At 40.5% G+C, this 18,968-nt stretch carries 16 protein-coding genes; 4 read left to right on the top strand and 12 right to left on the bottom strand.

What is annotated here, in order from left to right:
* Positions 1-923 precede the first annotated feature (923 nt).
* The 10 genes from pyrH to I5M19_RS13700 all read right to left on the bottom strand — a co-directional run bounded on the left by pyrH (position 924) and on the right by I5M19_RS13700 (position 12,731).
* Positions 924-1,628: a UMP kinase gene (gene pyrH, locus I5M19_RS13745; protein WP_200066905.1), complete on the bottom strand. Its 705-nt coding sequence runs from the start codon at positions 1,626-1,628 to the stop codon at positions 924-926.
* A 60-nt stretch (positions 1,629-1,688) separates the two neighbouring features.
* Entirely contained in the window at positions 1,689-2,801 is a 1,113-nt protein-coding gene (gene nagA / locus I5M19_RS13740; protein WP_200066904.1) for an N-acetylglucosamine-6-phosphate deacetylase, read from the bottom strand.
* Positions 2,802-2,901: 100 nt separating this feature from the next.
* Positions 2,902-3,753 carry a translation elongation factor Ts gene (gene tsf, locus I5M19_RS13735; protein ID WP_200066903.1) on the bottom strand — a complete coding sequence of 284 codons (852 nt, stop codon included), beginning with the start codon at positions 3,751-3,753 and terminating at the stop codon, positions 2,902-2,904.
* A 90-nt stretch (positions 3,754-3,843) separates the two neighbouring features.
* Positions 3,844-4,710, bottom strand: a complete 867-nt coding sequence (gene rpsB, locus I5M19_RS13730; protein WP_200066902.1) for a 30S ribosomal protein S2 — start codon at positions 4,708-4,710, stop codon at positions 3,844-3,846.
* Positions 4,711-4,731: 21 nt separating this feature from the next.
* The gene (gene rpsI, locus I5M19_RS13725) at positions 4,732-5,118 is read right to left on the bottom strand and encodes a 30S ribosomal protein S9 (RefSeq protein ID WP_200066901.1); all 387 of its coding nucleotides are present in this window, start codon (positions 5,116-5,118) and stop codon (positions 4,732-4,734) included.
* Positions 5,119-5,146: 28 nt separating this feature from the next.
* Positions 5,147-5,584, bottom strand: a complete 438-nt coding sequence (gene rplM / locus I5M19_RS13720; RefSeq protein WP_200066900.1) for a 50S ribosomal protein L13 — start codon at positions 5,582-5,584, stop codon at positions 5,147-5,149.
* Positions 5,585-5,851: 267 nt separating this feature from the next.
* The gene (locus I5M19_RS13715; RefSeq protein WP_200066899.1) at positions 5,852-7,411 is read right to left on the bottom strand and encodes a hypothetical protein; all 1,560 of its coding nucleotides are present in this window, start codon (positions 7,409-7,411) and stop codon (positions 5,852-5,854) included.
* The gene (locus I5M19_RS13710; protein WP_200066898.1) at positions 7,408-9,252 is read right to left on the bottom strand and encodes a glycosyltransferase; all 1,845 of its coding nucleotides are present in this window, start codon (positions 9,250-9,252) and stop codon (positions 7,408-7,410) included. Before I5M19_RS13710 ends, I5M19_RS13715 begins: the two co-directional genes overlap by 4 nt.
* Before the next feature lie 36 nt (positions 9,253-9,288).
* Positions 9,289-11,370, bottom strand: coding sequence for a cellulose biosynthesis cyclic di-GMP-binding regulatory protein BcsB (locus I5M19_RS13705; RefSeq protein WP_200066897.1), 2,082 nt, complete (start codon positions 11,368-11,370; stop codon positions 9,289-9,291).
* Positions 11,371-11,384: 14 nt separating this feature from the next.
* Positions 11,385-12,731 (bottom strand): sensor histidine kinase, encoded by a 1,347-nt coding sequence (locus I5M19_RS13700; protein ID WP_200066896.1) that lies wholly within the window; start codon positions 12,729-12,731, stop codon positions 11,385-11,387.
* A 67-nt stretch (positions 12,732-12,798) separates the two neighbouring features.
* On the opposite strand from I5M19_RS13700, the gene I5M19_RS13695 reads away from it, so the two are divergent.
* Complete coding sequence (locus I5M19_RS13695) at positions 12,799-13,929, top strand: glycoside hydrolase family 5 protein (protein WP_200066895.1); 1,131 nt, start codon at positions 12,799-12,801, stop codon at positions 13,927-13,929.
* Positions 13,930-13,973: 44 nt separating this feature from the next.
* The gene (locus I5M19_RS13690) at positions 13,974-14,954 is read left to right on the top strand and encodes an acyl-ACP desaturase (RefSeq protein ID WP_200066894.1); all 981 of its coding nucleotides are present in this window, start codon (positions 13,974-13,976) and stop codon (positions 14,952-14,954) included.
* A 23-nt stretch (positions 14,955-14,977) separates the two neighbouring features.
* On the opposite strand, the gene I5M19_RS13685 is transcribed toward I5M19_RS13690, so the two are convergent.
* Entirely contained in the window at positions 14,978-15,307 is a 330-nt protein-coding gene (locus I5M19_RS13685) for a hypothetical protein (RefSeq protein WP_200066893.1), read from the bottom strand.
* 131 nt (positions 15,308-15,438) lie between these two features.
* On the opposite strand from I5M19_RS13685, the gene I5M19_RS13680 reads away from it, so the two are divergent.
* Both I5M19_RS13680 and I5M19_RS18740 read left to right on the top strand, forming a co-directional pair.
* Complete coding sequence (locus I5M19_RS13680; protein ID WP_214653061.1) at positions 15,439-16,458, top strand: aldo/keto reductase; 1,020 nt, start codon at positions 15,439-15,441, stop codon at positions 16,456-16,458.
* A 1,165-nt stretch (positions 16,459-17,623) separates the two neighbouring features.
* Positions 17,624-17,746 (top strand): hypothetical protein, encoded by a 123-nt coding sequence (locus I5M19_RS18740; protein WP_262895509.1) that lies wholly within the window; start codon positions 17,624-17,626, stop codon positions 17,744-17,746.
* 78 nt (positions 17,747-17,824) lie between these two features.
* On the opposite strand, the gene I5M19_RS13675 is transcribed toward I5M19_RS18740, so the two are convergent.
* Entirely contained in the window at positions 17,825-18,901 is a 1,077-nt protein-coding gene (locus I5M19_RS13675; RefSeq protein ID WP_200066892.1) for a DUF2157 domain-containing protein, read from the bottom strand.
* Positions 18,902-18,968: the final 67 nt, after the last annotated feature.

The raw sequence follows: 18,968 nt of genomic DNA, 5'->3' as shown, positions 1-18,968 counted from the left end.
CATTTCGAACGATAGTGAGAAATCTTGAACGCTTGTTAGCTGCACGTATAAGATTCTTCGCTGTCGCTCAGAATGACAAGAGGATCATGTTTTGGCTAAATACGCTAATGTTAGGCTGATATATTAACCACCCGGTCATGCTGAATTTATTTCATTACCTCACCTGCAAGGTAAATAAACAGAGGGTTCAGGGTGTCAGCCTTACTTGCTGCCGCTATTTTTTTCTGCTGATAACAAAAAAATCCATGCCGGATTTTTAAAAATACTCCCCTTATAGCAATATTTATATATACTTTTCAGATGCAGGGCAGTTAAGCTGGCAAATGCTATAGAATATGTGAAGGTTTGTTTGTCCGTCCGCAGAGGGGTGCGGAATTTTCGGACAAAGCGGACAAGATGATTAACTTCCGCAGGAACATGATACTCCTATACAAATATACAGATAATTCTTTAATAATACAGAATTAATTTGTAAATAATGGCTTGTCCGCAGTGTCCGTTATGTCCGCCCAAGAAGCGGACGGACAAAACTATCACCACCCTTTATTGCGGTACGAAGCAATAGTTTTTGATGGTTTGAATGATTGAGGGGCGTATAAGATTCCTCACTATCATTCGGAATGACAGATCACCCACCTGTCATTTCGAATGAGCGATAGCGAAAAGAAAACTTATATTCCAGCTAATTGACCAGGCATATAAGATTCCACTCTATCGTTCGGAATGACAGATCACCCACCTGTCATTTCGAATGAGCGATAGCGAAGAGAAAACTTATACTCCAGCTAATTAACCAGACATACAACATTCCTCTCTACCGTTCGGAATAACAAGGGGACAAGGGTAATAAGAGATAAGCTGAAAGCAAAGATCCCAAAGCATATCGCCTCGGGATCTTTAAATTATTGCCGTTGTATTCAGTATTATTTCACCAGGGTGCCTATCTGCTCGCCCTGTGCTATCTTCATAAAATTACCCTCTTTATTCATATCGAACACAATAATAGGCAGCTTATTTTCATGGCAAAGGGTGATAGCGGTCATATCCATCACGTTCAGTCCCTTAGCATAAACTTCTTGAAAAGATATCTCATCGTAGCGTGTAGCGGTAGGATCCTTCTCCGGATCGGCGGTATAAATGCCATCAACACGGGTTCCCTTAAGTACCACATCTGCTTTTATCTCAATAGCCCGCAGGGATGCAGCTGTATCGGTAGTAAAGTAAGGGTTACCGGTACCTGCGCCAAATATCACAATTTTACCCACTTCCAGATGGTGCATAGCACGGCGGCGTATATAAGGCTCGCATATCTGCTCCATTTTTATGGCAGACTGTAAACGGGTTTCAACGCCTACACTTTCCAGCGCGTTTTGCAGCGCCATACAGTTAATAACGGTGGCCAGCATCCCCATATAATCAGCCTGAGCACGCTCCATTCCCGATTTTTCGGCACTAAGACCCCTGAAAATGTTACCACCGCCTACAACTACGGCAATCTCTACCCCGGCCTCATGTACGTTTTTAATATCCTGTGCATATTGCAATACCTGGTTATTATCAATACCATATTGCCTTTCGCCCATCAGGGATTCACCGCTTAATTTTAGTAGAACTCTTTTATATTTCATCTGGTAGAATGGTTTTTCAAAAATAGTCAATTAAAGGTATTGTTAAAATTTTATGTGTTTTTAGTTAATTAATTGCCCGGCAAGCATGGTGTGCTGCACCTTAAAATCATCATCAAAAATAATGATATCGGCATCAAAACCAGGCTCAATTTTACCCTTTTCAGGCAGCGATGCCAGTTGCGCCGGGTATAAACTTGCCATATTAACGGCCTCGGCTAAGTTAATGCCTACATGCTGCACGCAGTTTTGCACCGCTTTAAGCATGGTAAGGCAAGAGCCGGAGAGGGTGCCATCGGGCATTACATACCTGTCACCCGTAAACCGGTGCTGGTAGGCACCTTCGGTAGCGGCGGTAACGGCATCCGTTATTAAAAAAAGCTTATCGCCCAAGGCCTGTTTGGCCAAACGTATCATGGCAAAGTTTACATGCAAGCCATCAGCCACTATACTGGTGTAAGGCTTTTCCTCAAAAATAGCCGGGATGTAGCCGGGCTCGCGGTGGTGCATTTGGGGCATGGCATTGTACAGGTGCGTTACGGCAGGTATGGGTTTGTTTAAAAACGCTTTACCCTGCTCATACGTAGCGTTGCTATGGCCTGATGATATGATGATACCCTGCCCGTGCAAATAATCAATCACCTCTTGATCCTGCAATTCAGGTGCAATGGTGATCATTTTTATAACACCATCAGCACTCTCCACCCAACCCTTTACTTCGGCAAGGGTAGCTTTTTTTATGAATTTATCGGGATGAGCACCTTTTTTAATGGGGTTAAGGTAAGGACCTTCCAGATGTATGCCTAAAAAGTTGCCCTTGGCATGCGTGCGGTAAGCCTTGGCGGCTTCAATACCGGCCTCTACAATATCATTACTGTTGGTACCGATGGTGGCAAAAAAACCGGTAGTGCCTTGTGCCAACAGGTCATCCTCCATACGTTGCAGGGCAGCAACCTCAGGTTTACCGGCAAACAGTTTACCACCGCTGCCATAAATTTGCAGATCGATAAATCCCGGAGCAACATAAGCCCCGTTAAGGTCGTGTTTTACGGCATCAGCAGAGATATCGGAATCACTTACTACAGCGATAATTTTATCGCCGGTAATTAATATTGCTTTACCTGTTAAAATTTTTTCGTTAGTAATTAGCCTGAGGTTATGAAGCACTGTTAGCATAATAATAAATTTTTATCGTTAATAATTGCTTGATAAACAATATAATGAAAAAAATAACAGGCAAAAAAAATCCCCGCCTTGTTAGGCGGGGATAAATAAATTAAGCTCCTAAAGCCACTCGCTTAAACGCGGTAACCGTAAGGCCTTTATCAACGCTATCCAGAAACTGGCTAACGTTTTTAGATGGGTCTTTTACAAACTCCTGATTCAATAAGGTAGAATCTTTATAGAACTTGTTTAATTTACCCAATGATATTTTTTCAACCATTGCCTCAGGTTTACCTTCGGCACGTATCTGGTCTTTAGCTATTTCCAGCTCGCGCTCAATAACTGACGCATCAATACCGTCTTTATCAATAGCAACAGGGTTCATGGCAGCAATTTGCATAGCAACATCTTTACCTGCTTCATCAGCACCTTCAACGTTTTTGCTCAGGCCAACCAATACCGCTAAACGGAAGTTACCGTGAATATACGCAACTACTTTATCGCTTTCAACAACTTCGTATTTAGATACACCTATCTTTTCGCCTATTTTACCGGTTTTATCAATAATAGCATCACCAATTTTAACACGCACGTTTTCAACGTCTATTTCTAACTGGTTAAGCTCTTCGATGCTTTTAGGTTGATTTTGTACAGCAGCGTTAGCGATTTCGTTACCGAAAGCAACAAACTCCGCGTTTTTAGCCACAAAGTCGGTTTCGCAATTCAGTTCAATGATCACACCACGTTTAAAATCTTCAGAAGTACGTGCTATTACAACACCTTCGTTTGATTCACGATCCTGACGGCTGGCGGCAACTTTAGCGCCTTTTTTTCTCAGAAAATCAATAGCGGCTTCAAAATCGCCATTGGTTTCAATTAAAGCTTTTTTGCAATCCATCATGCCTGCACCGGTTTGCTGGCGCAGTTTGTTTACATCGGCTGCAGATATTTGTACTGTAGACATGGGTATACTTTTTTTGTTAAAAAGTTGCAAAGCTGTAAAGTTGAACGTTAAAAAATTCCAACCTTAAGGCTTTGCAACTCTGAAATAATATTATTCTTCTGTTGATTTAGCTGCAGGGGCTTCGGTATCGGCTTCGGCAGTAGTAGCTTCAGCAGTCCTTTTCCTTTTGCCACCGTCGTTAGCAGAGCGGTCTGCAGGTGCTGCTTCCGGAGCATCAGCCTTTGCTTTCGCTGCTGCTGCTTCTTTTTCAGCCTCATCCTCTTTCTCGCGTTTACGCTCATCTAATCCTTCTTCAATCGCTTTAATCATGATGCTGGTGATCAAAGTAATTGATTTAGTAGCATCATCATTTGACGGGATAGGGAAATCGATGTTTGATGGGTCAGAGTTGGTATCAACCATTGCAAATGTTGGTATGTTAAGCTTTAAAGCTTCAGATACCGCGATGTGCTCTTTCTTAACATCAATTAAAAACAATGCTGCGGGTAAACGGTTCAGATCCGAGATACCACCTAACAAAGTTTCCAGTTTAATACGCTCGCGCTGTATCATCAGTCTTTCTTTTTTAGAAAGATTGCTGTAAGTGCCGTCCTTCGTCAATTTATCGATGTTTGACATCTTTTTGATCGACTTACGTACGGTAGCAAAGTTAGTTAACATACCACCTAACCAACGTTCGGTTATGTAAGGCATGTTCACGCTTTTAGCATGCTCGGCAACAATATCCTTAGCTTGTTTTTTTGTAGCTACGAATAATACCTTGCGGCCTGATTTTACAATTTGTTTTATAGCTGCAGCAGCTTCTTCAACCTTTGATAAGGTTTTATTTAAATCGATAATGTGGATACCGTTGCGCTCCATGAAAATGTACTGCGACATTTTCGGGTCCCATTTGCGGGTAAGGTGACCAAAGTGTACACCTGCATCCAGTAAATCCTGATATGTTGTTCTTGCCATTGTTGAATCCTCCTTAAAAAATTAGCGTTTACTGAATTGAAATTTCTTACGTGCTTTTCTGCGACCCGGTTTCTTACGCTCAACCATACGGTCATCACGTGTCATTAAACCCTTAGCACGCAGCGCTGGTTTCTTTTCAGCATCCAGTTCAACAATTGCTTTAGCGATAGCTAAACGAACGGCTTCTGCCTGTCCTTTGATACCACCACCTGCAACGTTTACTTTTACATCAAATTTACCTGCAGAACCCGAAACTTCGGTTGACTGCATAACGATGTATTGTAACGGCAACGTTGGGAAGTACTCTTTGTAATCTTTACCATTTACGGTAACTGCGCCGTTGCCTTCAGTTAAGTAGATGCGGGCAACAGCGGTTTTTCTTCTGCCTGAAGTGTTAGTTGTTGGCATTTTCGTGTTTCTCCTTTAAAATTAAAAGTTAAATGGTTTTTGGATTTTGAGCGGCATGAGGATGCTCTGCACCGGCATATACATGCAGGTTGCCAAATAAGGCACGGCCCAAACGGTTTTTAGGTAACATACCACGTACGGCTTTTTCAACCACACGCTCCGGATGTTTCGCCATTAACTCCTTAGGAGAAATGAAACGCTGACCACCAGGATACCCGGTGTAAGAAACATAAGTTTTATCATTAAACTTGTTTCCGGTCAACTTTACCTTGTCTGCATTAATAACTATTACATTATCTCCGCAGTCTACGTGTGGGGTGAACCCTGGCTTGTGCTTACCTCTGATCATCATCGCGATCTTAGTACACAAGCGCCCCAAAATCTCATTGTTTGCGTCAACAACAACCCATTCTTTAGTAACGGTTTTTTTGTTGGCTGAGACAGTTTTGTAACTTAACGTATTCACTTGCTTTAAATTAATTTAATTAAATGTTTATTATACCCCGCATTTTCGGGACTGCAAAGATAGGGTTAATTGTTTAATTTACAAATGGTTTTTGCGGTTATTATTCCTCTGATTATCAGGGCAAATAAAAACAAGCAATACGCTGATAAAAGATATCGTTACTTAAAGCAACTTTAACGGTTAAGATTAGCAAGAGGATACACGCTATATCAGCCTAACAAGACACTTAACATTGAAGCGTCAGCTTCAAATATTTAGCCCGCAACTCTATTTTACCACCCTGTATAGTATCCAGTTGTCTGTTTCGTATACCTTGCGGAAGCCGATATCGGGAATACTTTGTTTTATGGTGATAAGGTATTTGTTATTCAGTTGCGTATAGCCGGTTACCGGATTTTTGGCCGTAGCTATTAGTATATAGTCAGCATATTTGTCGGGGGTTTCCAGTCCGCTTAAAAACTGGGGCTGATAGGGCAATATCAGGTTATTTAAATTTTTAGTGAAGGCAATTACCGGATAGGCGGTAGCATCATCAGCCAAAACGTGCACATCACCTGCAAGACTACTAATATACCCCGCTACGGCCATATTATCCTTTTCCGTATCGTCCTCGGTACGATTAATAAGTATGTTTACAAAATTCTGTTCTTCGGGTATAGAGGACGTTTTAAGATAATACCAGCCTATACCTATTTGTAATACCATGGTTACGCCCAGCAGTACTTTAAAAGCTTGTTTGTTTTTTACCGTATGCGATTTAAATATAACGCATAAAAAAGCAAGCATTATAAATATGAGGTAGTACTGGTAGGCCAGAAAAACCTTATCGTACTTAATATGCAAAAATTCAATGAAAGCGAAGGGGATGAGGATGGTAAGCACCTGATAAGTACTCTCGCGAAACAGATACACGGCAATAAGTATCATGGGGCAAAACAGGAGCACACGGGCCGACAGCAGCAGGCTCAGTTCCGGAATTTTATAGTTGATATTAGTGGTTTGCTGGTCGAAACTCAGCTTATCGATCAATACGTTCCAGGTGGCGTAGGGGCTCTCGTTAAAATAGTTGAGATCGCTGGCGTGGGTAAGGTTAAGCAGTTTGTAACACAGTATAGATGCCAGCGGCAGGGCAAACAGTATAATGTATAACGAAAAGGTTTTATTAAGCAACTTGCGCCTTAATGACGGGCTATTAAAGCTTAAGAACAACCGGAAGATGGATTCCTGCTCACCGAGATTTAAACTGTGCAGAGTGATAGACAACACCAGAGGTAAAAAGAAAAGCGTTATCCATACAAATTTATAATCGCAAAAAATAAGTATCACCAAACATATACTCGCCACCGATACATGGAACGTGGTATTTGAGCGGAAGAATTTGAACAGATTAAGAAAAAACAGGTAAAAAAAGGTTAGCACCAGGTAAATGTTTTTGCCGGAACATGCTGCATAAAGCATTCCCGGATGAAAAAGGAACAAGCCCAGCAGTAACCATATATAAAAATCATCATTAAGCCTTTTAACCAATGTGCCGGCAATAATGTAGAATAATAAACCAGTGCCTAATGCTGATGCAAGTACGGGTGCCAGAGTTGAGCTAATGCCGGAAAAAGCAAATGTGGCATAGAAGGGGATCATAGGAGAGGTAAGACCCATTACCTTTAAACGATTGCCAACTCCCTCAAAAACTATTTTTGCCTTTTCAATATAAAATAGCGATTCGTGGTTGTAATACCCTAAGCCATTCAAATATATACCGCATACAAGGTAGTATATAATAAGCGTTAATGTTATAACTGCTAAATATGCGGATTTGCTTAACCTCATTTAACAACATTTACAGGGTTATTCACCTTACTTAAACCATGATTTGTTTTTTCCCAGTAAAAGGGCTTTACAATAAGCTGATAAAGGCCTTTATAAGCTGCTACGGAGTGCATTAACCAATAGATAGGGTTGGCAATGGCAAATAATATCAGCTCGTAATAGCGGCGCTTAAATACGGCGATCATGTTTATATAAATCATTAATATATTACCTACCATTAAGTTAAATATAGCCATAAACAGCACCCAGTCAGGAAAAAGGGTACGTATTGATGATAGGTCAAACACTACATAGCATATAAAAAAGCCCAGCATTATAGGATATACCAAAAAGGTAATGGGAGTAGCGCCTATAAAAAAGTTAAATCCTAAAAAACCTTTCCAGCCTATCTCCTTCCATAAAGCGACAGGATTACGCATATGCACTAAAAACGTCTGCATATACCCCTTTATCCAGCGCGAACGTTGCCTTATCCAGTTAAAAGGCTCATTGTTGGCTTCTTCATAAGTGGTAGAGTTAATAATGGCAATTTTATACCCTTTTGCATAGGCCCTAACACCCAGATCAGCGTCTTCTGTCACATTGAACGGATCCCACGCTCCCAATTCAATTAATGGGTCAAGCTTAAAATGGTTACTTGTACCGCCCAATGGTATGGGTATATCCAGCGTATCCAGCCCGGGCAGCATATAATCAAACCAGTAGGAATACTCAAGCGTAAACATACGGGTCAAAAAATTTTCATTCCGATTAAAATAGTTAAGGGCGCTTTGTACGCATATATAATTTGAAGGGAGCTTGCCAAATAACGACACAACTTTTTTAAGCTGATCAGTATCAGGTATATCCTCGGCATCATAAATAGTTAAGTATTCTCCCCTTGCAAAATGCAGCCCATAATTACATGCTTTTGGCTTAGTTTTAGGCATATGGTACGGCACCACAATTACTTCAAATATTGCCGGAAAATCCAGGTTACGTACCGCATTTAGGGTTTTATCATCCTCTTCTTCTATCAATAGCTTAATATCCAGCTTATGGCGCGGGTAATCAATGGATTGCAAATTCCATATGAGTTTTTTTACCAGTCGGTCTTCCTTGTATACGGGTAATAAAATTGTATATATGGGCAGGTCTTCATCCTCTACAAGTTTAAGTTCCTCCTTGGTAACAGCCTGGTGAAGCTCAAACCTTGACCCTACCAGTGCTAAAAACAGTTTGAATATAATGGCAATTAAGAAAAAGGTACTGATGAGCACATTAATAATAATGGTGGTATTTTTAAAACTAAGTACCAAACCTACAGTAACCAAACCCAGAACTACAAATATAAATACCAGTTGCGCGCTGGAGAAGGTTACAATGGCAGAACTATCCGGGTCGCGCTTTAACAATTCGTACACGGCAGATTTATTGTACTTTTCCCCAATAAGCACATTGCTCAGCCAGATAATATCCAGATCGGAAGCAAGTATGATACTGGCCTCCATATCATATGTAAATTTAATAAAGTCCAGGAAAAGCTCATCACCGGGGTCGGCCATTATAACCACTATCTTGCCATTCTGCACACGCAAAGGGAGCGCTACCCTGTCATGAGCAAAGTTCAGGTCTGTTTTGGCCAAAATTTCGCTATCATAAGGCTGCTCTCTTATTTCTTCAATAACATATCCTGCATTCAGTAACGAACGTTCGTAATTCTTACGAGATATATAACCAAAATTAAGCGCTATTTTGATGAAGGATAAACCTGATTCAGTTGAATATTTCGTAATTTTTTCACGATCTCCTTCTGTAATAAATCCATCATTAACTAACAGTTCGGGGATTGACATGGTCATGAAAAAGTTAAAAGGTCATTCAAATATTCAGGCGTATTAATCATTAAACAACTCCTGTGATTTTTGAACCCTTGAGCGTATATACAGGAAGGATAATAAGATCAGCACCAGTATGGCCAGCAATATATACAGGTTGTAACTATCCCAAAAACGGGTTAGCGAACTTTTGGTATCTACATATTGCAGGTTATCACTCGATTTATTAATATTAAATAAATATTTATTAGCACTTACATCAGATACACACACGTTGCTCGACAGCGTTGACAGCTGTTCGGTTATAGATTTTGATGCCGATAAAAATGCATCAGCCAGGTGCTTACCGGTAGCCGTAAGTACCAATGTGGCATTATTGCTTCGTCCATAAAATATCTGCGCCAGACCGTTTGAGGTGGTATCCGAAAGAGAGTAAACTACCGTGTTGTTATCCGTATTATACAACCTGAAATCACGATTAAACTTTATAGGTGCATCAGGAAACTGATTAAGCAGCTTGTCGTCTTTTGATAGCAATGCAATCAGGTTGTTCTTTTTTAGATCCGCCGCGGTTACTTCATCAGAGTACATAAACTCCGGGAAATTATTAGCGTTGATATTGTTATTCAACTCATAAATAATTTCACCCATAGCTCCTGCTGCATATTTGGCGTATTTTTTTGATACTACAATACGGGTAGTGCCGCTATTAAATGCTTCCGGATATTGGTAAAAACTCAAGTCGCTGGTAATGAACGGGTTTTTTGATTCCAAATAGGATTTATCCACGTCAACCTCTGCAAAAAAATTGGTAAAGCTATTTTTACAGTTACCGTTATTAGGGTAAAACCTGAATTCTGCTTCCAGCGTGTTGTATTTATGGTGCTGATACCTGTTAATGGTAACGCTGGCATTAAGCTTACCACTGGCATCCAGTTTTTCGCTGCTAAGCAGTAAACCGTTAAGGTAAATGTTAAAGAACCCACGGTCGCCGGGGTTAAGTGCACTATAGTTGGCAATAAACCTTATCTCTACCTCTTTAGGAGTAAAGCTAAAGTCGCTGTTTTTAAAGTTGAAAGCGCTTTTTAATGAACCAATACCCGACAGGAAATCGCTTACCCCGCCTATTTGCTTAAGTGTTAGTTTAGAGCGATTCTCATCAATGGTTTTAAAGAACTCGTTCTGGGCTTTATTAACTAGCAGGTAATCGCCAAATGTAGAGTTCAGAATATTCATGTTACCCAAAGCGGTGATCGCCTTTTCGTAGCCGGCATCATCGCCACCCGATACAAAAAGTATCTCGTTAGGCACTACATCTTGCGACACAGAACGTACAGGTACAAACCTCCCGCTAACATCTATCATACGGGTAACGGTATCGGTTACTGTACTAACAGATTTATGCAGATAAAACAAACCCTGATTATTTTGAGGAGTAACTTTTACCAATGCGCGTTTATCAGCCGGTAGAGATGATGCTTTACCCACCAATATATAATTGCGGATGCTGTCCGGAAGCTGATCAAGTTCATAAACAGCAATATTTTTTGTTTGCGTTTTCTTTAATCTGGAGTATGCCCACGCTACGGCTTTCAGATCGTGAAGAGTGGGATTTTTAGGATATACCACCGCTCGTTTTGAATCGAAACAGTTGCTGATATTAATATTTTCGAAAAAATTGGAGTTGCTCCGCATTAAGGAGATATAGGAAGAGTTTTTTATCTTAAGCCACATTGCAGGGTTATCAAGATCGCGGCATTGATCGTCAGTAATAGTAAGTAGCGTTTTTACCTGTATTTTTAAGTAATGATCTGTAGATATATCGGCCTTAGTAAGGTTGATGGAAAGGCGCTGAATAGAATCCTTAGTTAGTTTGCCGCTGTAGACAGGGCGGTTGCCGATGAAAAGGTTGATATATGATTTATCACGGATCAATGCCTGCGAAGGCTCATAATATATAACAAGCTTACTGCCATCTATTCTGTACTGAGGCGCTATTTTAAAGTAAAAAGAGGTAGCACCACTCATCCCGAATATAGGTTCATCCTCATCGTGCCCCATCGCCTTAAAAGACAAAATGGTTTGTGCAAAGGTAACTGTGCTTATAAAAATGAATGCCAGTAAGGTAAATAATCTCTTCATTCCGGTTGTTAATATTAATTTATCACGTAAAACTCTACTCTAAAATAATTGCCGTTATCATCGCTGCGGTACATTAATTCACCGCCAAGTTCTTTGGTCATCAGCTTGGCTATGGAAAGTCCAAGGCCGAGTCTGCTTTCTATACTGGCGGAGGCATCATTTAATGTTTTTAATTTGTTAAACATCATATCTAATTCCTGCTGGCCAATAGCAACTCCTTCATCTATTATCTCAAAAACAAATTTCTGCCGTTGCAAGCTGGTGATAACCTTTATATTATTATTGGTTTGTGAAAACTTAATAGCATTTGAGAGCAGGTTTTGAAAAACCTGGCCCGCAAAAACCCTATCAAGTTTTACATTTAACGGCAGCTTTAAAATATTATCAACCAAATGAATATTTTTCATCTGGGCGGTTTCTATCAAACCTTTAAATACATGCATTACTTCGGCGTTAATATCAAAAATCTCCATATTGAATTTCATCTCCGGAGATTCTATTTCTTTAACATCCATTAACTTATTAAGCATGTACTGCATTTTTTCGGCCGATTCCGAAATATAGTTAGCAAATTCTTTCTGATCGGAACTTAAACGGTAGTCTTCCTCCTTAAGCATATTGTTGCTCATTACTATGGAGCCGATAAGGTTTTTAAGATCGTGCCCGGCAATATTTATAAAGCTATTTTTCTGATCGTCAAGCTTACGCAACTGCTCGTACTGCCGGTCAATAATATTATTTTTCTCATTTATATCCCGGTTCTGCTCTTTAAGCTGCTCGTTTGATTTTTCTATTAGTATTTGTGAGCGCACATCACGTGCAATTACCTTGTAGCGCGCGTTAGGTATAAGGCAGGAAATAAAAGCTATAATGAAAAAGAATTGCCCGCCATTGCTAATAACAAGATCTAAAGTGTTCTCGTTAAGTGTATTGTAAAAAACAGCCAGTAATAAAAGCGCCGCTAATGTTTGTATAATGGAATTAACTGACTCCCAAAACACCTGCAAGTTAAAGAACAGCAGTATAGCCGCATAAATTAAAAAGTAAATAGTTTGAACCTGCAGATTAACTATATTACATAAAACAGCATAGGTGGCTGATAAGATAAGGAAGCAAATATGCAGTAATGTGCGGTAATTGTATTTTTTCCCCTGGAACAAACTGTATAAGCCGTAAATTACCAAAACGGTAATTATCCTTACAATAAAGAATTGAAGCCAAATATCATTAGCATAAATAAAATCGACGATACTGAAAATGGGGTATAAAAATATTATAGTCCAGATAATATTATTTGTTTGATACCACGCCTTTTTTAGTACTTCTTTTTTATATTCCTCTTTCGAAATTTGAACAAACATTTGTTTCCTTAAATTATTAGTAAGATAGTTTAATTAAACCTGATTAATATAGTCGAAAAAACAGGGTATGAAAAAACTTTTTTCAATTATGTATAAAAATCCTCTTTTTATATGCTTAATCCTACTCACAACCTTTTATAATGCAAAAAGCAATCCACCGCCCCAGGCAGATAGATCAGTAATATTCAAAAGAGCCCAAAGCCTTGATAACGGTATCAGCATATCATGGCTGGAGCAAACATGGAATAAGAACGTTTTAACTGTAAACCCCATCAAAAACAGCGATTTTGCACTGATAAAGACACTCGGATTCAAAAGCGTGCGTTTGCCGGTAGCATTTGCTTATTTTGAGAACGCTCACATCCCGATTGAGAAAGTATTTGCTCATATTGATGAAGTTTTGAAACAATGCCATAATTACGGCTTAAAGTTGATAATAGATTATCATTATGGTAAATTAAACGATAATAATTACCTCACCGAAACTCCAAAGATAATTGCTTCATGGTTAATTATAGCTAAAAAATATATAAGGGAAAGCCCCGATGATGTTTTTTTTGAATTATATAACGAACCTCAGCGTATGAATGAGCAGATATGGAAGGATGCGGCCTATAATATAGTTACTGCCATAAGGAAAATAGACCCCACACGTACACTAATTGTAGGTGCATCAAACTACAACAGTATATATGAACTTAGCCGGATGGTAAGACTGGCAGATGAAAATATTATTTATACCTTTCATTTTTACGAGCCTTTTTTATTTACCCACCAGGGTGCTGATTGGGTTGGCGACCAGGTTGCCACTACGGGGATACCTTTCCCTTATAATCCGAAAACATACCCACCCCTTAATCCACAGATCATTGGTACCTGGGGCGAAACCAACTATTACCAGTATAAAACCGACGGCAACGAACAATCGGTAAGGGATAAGTTGCAAATTGTTAAAAGTTGGTCGGTTAAGTATAATGTTCCGATACTGTGCGGCGAATATGGGGTATATACTAAATATAGTGATGAAAACAGCCGTTGCAGGTATATTAAGGCAGTGCGCAAGTATTTAAAAACAATGCATATACCCGGAATGTTATGGGATTATAATACTAACTTCTCTATTTTTGACGGACCACCATCAATCAGTAATTTGTCTGATTGTATGAAAGACGCCATAGATTACAAATCATCGAAATAATATTTATAATATAATTGATTAACTTTGCCAACTAATAATTTTATATGAAATTTTTTGAAGAAAAACGCAGAGAGGTAATGGTGCATATTCAAAAATTCATGCTCGAAAAGATGCATGAGTACTTGAAGCCTATCGACTCTATTTGGCAGCCATCAGACTTTTTGCCTGACTCTTCAAGAGATACCTTTTTCAGCGAGATAAAGGAACTGCGCGAGAGTGCAGAAGGCTTATCATATGACCTAATAGCTGTATTGATAGGCGATACCATTACCGAAGAGGCTTTACCTACCTACGAATCATGGCTTACTATGGTTGAGGGCGTATCGCGCGATGAGGAAGGCGGCTGGATGAAATGGACCAGACACTGGACCGCTGAGGAAAACCGCCACGGCGATCTGCTGAATAAATACCTTTACCTGTCGGGCAGGGTTAATATGCGTATGATGGAGGTATCAACCCAATACCTTATTGCCGATGGTTTTGATATAGGAACCGGGCACGATCCGTACCGTAACTTTATATACACTTCTTTTCAGGAACTGGCTACCAACGTTTCTCACCGCAGGGTGGCATCACAAGCAAAAAAAGACGGAGATACGCTGCTTTCTAAAATGTGCGGCGTTATAGCAGGCGATGAAGCCAGACATGCGAAAGCCTATAAATATTTCATCGAGAAGATATTTGAGGTTGACCCTAACGAGGCCATGCTTGCATTTGAAGATATGATGCGTAAAAAAATAGTTATGCCTGCACACTTCCTGCGCGAAGTAGGCCTTAAAATAGGCCAAACCTTTGGGCATTTTACCGATGCTGCACAACGTCTGGGTATATATACTGCTATTGATTATGTAGATATATTAAAAGAGCTGCTGGAAGACTGGCATATTGAAAGTATTACAGGCTTAGAGGAAACCGGCGAAAAAGCACGTGATTACCTGATGAACCTGCCTTCAAGATTGCTGCGTGTAGCGGAGCGTATGAAGAACCCTATGCTGGAATACAAATTCAGCTGGATAGAGGGTTAATCTGGTATTATTGAAGATATCTTTCAGGATTCCTCGGCAATAGAACTGATGTTATCCTCTCCCGGGTATTCCATGTAAAGATTATTCAATATATCTTCAAGGGTTAATACATTTACATCGTCGGTATAGTGTTCTGTTTTTATAACATCTATCTCGTCTTCCTTAAATTCCAGACGGAAAAGGAACCCGTCATACATATCAGGTTTTAATATTTCAATACTATCTGCAGTATCGGTTATGTCAAAGTCAATATCGTTATGCCTGCGCAATTTATACAAGGGGTTTAGTTTGCGCCTCAAATAATTGGCATATTCGCGTGGCGAAACCGGATGGTCGGTATTGATGATCTTCATATTAAAGCGATATTTTATATTTACTTTACAAGTAACAATTATTATTGTTTTACTTAGCAATGAGCGCTATTTTTTGTTTATGAAAACCGGGCATTAAATACGGCGTTATATCCTTTATACACACAAGCTTTATGAAATACAAATTACTGGGCCGCTCGGGCCTTAAAGTTTCTGAATTATGCTTAGGCACTATGGGTTTTGGTACCGAAGCCGGCTGGGGTGCTGATGCAGCCACCAGCTTTGAGATAATGGACGCCTATGCCGATGCAGGGGGTAATTTTTTGGATACCGCCAATATATATAAACTGGGTACCAGCGAAAAGATCATCGGAGATTACCTGACACACCAGGATCGGGACCATTTTGTAGTGGCTACCAAATACACTTTAAAGGATAACACCACCAATGTAAATGCATCGGGCAATAACCGCAAAAACATGATGCGCAGCGTTGAGGATAGCCTTAAACGTTTGAAAACTGATTTTATTGATGTGCTGTACCTGCATATCTGGGACGATATAACCCCCATAGATGAGGTTTTACGCGGCATGGATGATCTGATACGACAGGGTAAAATAAACTACGCTGCCATAAGTGACACACCTGCATGGATAGTAGCCAAAGGTAACACCCTGGCCGAACTGATGGGATGGAGTCAGTTTATTGCCTTGCAGGTAGAGTATAGCCTGCTTGCCCGAACTGCCGAACGCGAATTGATACCAATGGCCAAACATTTCGGGATGACGGTTACCCCCTGGGCTCCGCTGGCAGGTGGCGCCTTAACCGGCAAATACCTGAAGGGAGAGAAAGGCCGTATAAAACCGGAGAGCAAACGCCTGAACGAACGTGCCGAGAAAATAACCCGCGTGGTAATGGCGATAGCCGAAGAACTGGGTGTATCCGAAAGTCATGTGGCATTGCAATGGACCATGAGCAAAGGTTTCTCGTGCATTCCTATTGTGGGTGCTACCAAGGTGGAACAATTAAAAGATAATTTAAAAACCGTTGACGTTGTGTTAACTGCAGACCATATCCAAAAATTAGATGAGGTGAGCAAAATTGAATTAGGCTTCCCGGGTGATTTTTTTGCAGAAGATGCCGTGAAGATGAATTCGTTCGGCGGATTTTATGATAAGGTAGAGAAGAGATAGATATACCAAAAGCCCATTCGGCTACTTTGATTTCAGTAGTCAGGCAACATTGCATCGGGCCATACCGAATGGAGTGAAGCATCTATTCAGCAATAGTTTGTCCGTCCGTTTAGAGGAGCGGACATAACGGACAGGTGCGGACAAGATGCTTCACCTGGTCATGCTGAATTCATATCGGCAACTCATCTGCAAAGTAAAACCCGATTTGTCCGTTAAACAACTTTGTCCGCTTTGTCCGAAAATTCCGCACTCCTCTGCGGACGGACAAGATGTAATATGGATGGTTAGATGCGTGGATATGCAGATGTGCAAATGTACTAATGTTGGCCATGCTGATATATTGCATCACCTCACCTGCCATAGTAAATACATCGTGGGTTCCTGAAACAAGTTCAGGATGACAGGCTTGTTGTGGTATATATTGGTATATTAATTAACCACTCAGTCATGCTGAACTTATTTCAGCACCTCATTTGCAAGGTAAATAAACAGTAGGTTCAGGCTGGTGTGTCATTTCTCACTATCGTTCGAAATCTTGAACGCTTGTTATCTGCACGTATAAGATTCTTCGCTTTCGCTCAGAATGACAAGAGGATGATGTTTTGGCTAAATATGCTAACGTTAGGCTGATATATTGCATCCCACCTGCCAAAGTAAAACATAATGGGTTCCTGAAACAAATTCAGGATGACAGGCTGGTTGTGGTATGTATAAATACCATCTTGGTCACGCTGTTTAATTAATCACCCGGTCACGCTGAATTTATTTCAGCACCTCATTTGCAAGGTAAATAAACAGTAGGTTCAGGATGACAGGCTGTTGTGTCATTTCGAACGATAGTGAGAAATCTTGAACACTTGTTAGCTGCACGTATACTTGCTACCGCTATATTTTTCTGCTGATAAACAAAAAAAATCCATGCCGGATTTTTAAAAATACCCCTCTTATAGCAATATTTATATATACTTTTCAGATGCAGAGCAGTTAAGCGGGCAAATGCTATAGAATATGTGAGGGATTGTTTGTCCGTCCGCAGAGGGGTGCGGAATTTTCGGACAAAGCGGACAAGATGATTAACTTTCGCAGGAACATGATACACCTATACAAATATACAGATAATTCTTGAATAATACAGAATTTATTTGCAAATAATGGCGTGTCCGTTATGTCCGCCCAAGAAGCGGACGGACAAAACTATTACCATTCCTTATTGCGGTACGAAGCAATAGTTTTTGATGGTTTGAATGATTGCGGGGCGTATAAGATTCCTCACTATCGTTCGGAATGATAATATCCCCGGGCAGGGGGAATTCAAATTCTGAATAACAAGAATGGAATGATTTGAATAGCGATAATCTAATTGATACTATGCTCCTCTTTCAACTTCAAAACCGTCACTTTCTTCCCTGGAATGAATGTTCCAGATGATCTCCGCTTTGCGGCCAATGAGCCAGAACGACAGGCCCAGTATGGCGAAGAACAGCGTTTTATTTGTGCCATCCCAAAAGTATTCGAAGTACTTGGTATATAGAAAGATGATCAGAAAGGTGATACCAAACTCGCGCGCTATTACGTCCTTATATTTTAAGCCATACAGCAAAAAGCTCCCGGCTACCACTGCCGATATGATACCCCAGTAAAACAGGCTGATCTGTTTTATCTGCCACCAAACATCAAGGCTGCCGTAATTGCCAAATATGCTCAATAACCATAACGACATAAACAGGTACAGCAGGCCCACCACGTAGGTAAGCTCCCAAAAAAAGCTGAACCACTTACGGCCCCGTAATACATAGCAGGCACTCACCAGCACCAGCCCGAAGGCTACAAAGCGCAGCGGATAGTTCATCCCCAAAAAGTACAGTGCCCAATTGGTTTGATACCCCGTTTCGGTACCGAACCAGCTGCCTAATGATACCAGCGCGAAAAGCCATATCATGCGCGAACCCATGCGCCAGGCTAAAAAGCCATACACAAATACCGATGCTAAAAACAAAAGTGAGTAATGGCCTGAACCGTTATCGAAAGTTTTGCCCAGATAGGCTATGCAGCAGGCGGTAAAAAGCACACCTGTAAATATAACCGCCTCGTTACTGAATATTTTTTCGGGATACAGCTTGCCACGCCTGCGACCCAGGTAAAACAAGGCTGCCGCCGTAACGCCCGATAACAGGCTGATAACAATATCTGGTGTATAATACAGTCCTTTTAACCAGTTTATCACAGCGTCGTCCACTATCAGCGAACCTACGGCTACTACACCGCAGATGAGGGCTACCCAAAAGGAGTATTTTGCCAAACGCATCCAGTCGAACCCTTTTATTTCGTAGGAGTGGCGCAGCTTTTCGGCCTGCGTGGCATCAACAAGCTTTTGCTGCTCCCAGTAACTGATGGTTTTATTCAGGAATTCGCTTTCCTGTTTATCTAAATTAAGTTTACTCATACATAAATGCGGCTTTCCGCATATCAAATATATTAATTTATACGATAAATAAAAACGCAGGGTTAAG

The sequence above is a fragment of the Mucilaginibacter segetis genome (genome assembly GCF_016522075.1).
GTDB lineage: Bacteria > Bacteroidota > Bacteroidia > Sphingobacteriales > Sphingobacteriaceae > Mucilaginibacter > Mucilaginibacter segetis.
Note: the sequence above shows the minus strand (reverse complement) of the source record. Positions and strands in the feature narration are given on the sequence as shown.

What these genes read in the sequence shown, in the direction of transcription:
- pyrH (WP_200066905.1), bottom strand. Translation starts at nt 1,628, where the DNA reads ATGAAATATAAAAGAGTTCTACTAAAATTAAGCGGTGAATCCCTGATG.
- nagA (WP_200066904.1), bottom strand. Translation starts at nt 2,801, where the DNA reads ATGCTAACAGTGCTTCATAACCTCAGGCTAATTACTAACGAAAAAATT.
- tsf (WP_200066903.1), bottom strand. Translation starts at nt 3,753, where the DNA reads ATGTCTACAGTACAAATATCTGCAGCCGATGTAAACAAACTGCGCCAG.
- rpsB (WP_200066902.1), bottom strand. Translation starts at nt 4,710, where the DNA reads ATGGCAAGAACAACATATCAGGATTTACTGGATGCAGGTGTACACTTT.
- rpsI (WP_200066901.1), bottom strand. Translation starts at nt 5,118, where the DNA reads ATGCCAACAACTAACACTTCAGGCAGAAGAAAAACCGCTGTTGCCCGC.
- I5M19_RS13715 (WP_200066899.1), bottom strand. Translation starts at nt 7,411, where the DNA reads ATGAGGTTAAGCAAATCCGCATATTTAGCAGTTATAACATTAACGCTT.
- I5M19_RS13710 (WP_200066898.1), bottom strand. Translation starts at nt 9,252, where the DNA reads ATGACCATGTCAATCCCCGAACTGTTAGTTAATGATGGATTTATTACA.
- I5M19_RS13705 (WP_200066897.1), bottom strand. Translation starts at nt 11,370, where the DNA reads ATGAAGAGATTATTTACCTTACTGGCATTCATTTTTATAAGCACAGTT.
- I5M19_RS13700 (WP_200066896.1), bottom strand. Translation starts at nt 12,731, where the DNA reads ATGTTTGTTCAAATTTCGAAAGAGGAATATAAAAAAGAAGTACTAAAA.
- I5M19_RS13695 (WP_200066895.1), top strand. Translation starts at nt 12,799, where the DNA reads ATGAAAAAACTTTTTTCAATTATGTATAAAAATCCTCTTTTTATATGC.
- I5M19_RS13690 (WP_200066894.1), top strand. Translation starts at nt 13,974, where the DNA reads ATGAAATTTTTTGAAGAAAAACGCAGAGAGGTAATGGTGCATATTCAA.
- I5M19_RS13685 (WP_200066893.1), bottom strand. Translation starts at nt 15,307, where the DNA reads ATGAAGATCATCAATACCGACCATCCGGTTTCGCCACGCGAATATGCC.
- I5M19_RS13680 (WP_214653061.1), top strand. Translation starts at nt 15,439, where the DNA reads ATGAAATACAAATTACTGGGCCGCTCGGGCCTTAAAGTTTCTGAATTA.
- I5M19_RS18740 (WP_262895509.1), top strand. Translation starts at nt 17,624, where the DNA reads ATGTCCGCCCAAGAAGCGGACGGACAAAACTATTACCATTCCTTATTG.
- I5M19_RS13675 (WP_200066892.1), bottom strand. Translation starts at nt 18,901, where the DNA reads ATGAGTAAACTTAATTTAGATAAACAGGAAAGCGAATTCCTGAATAAA.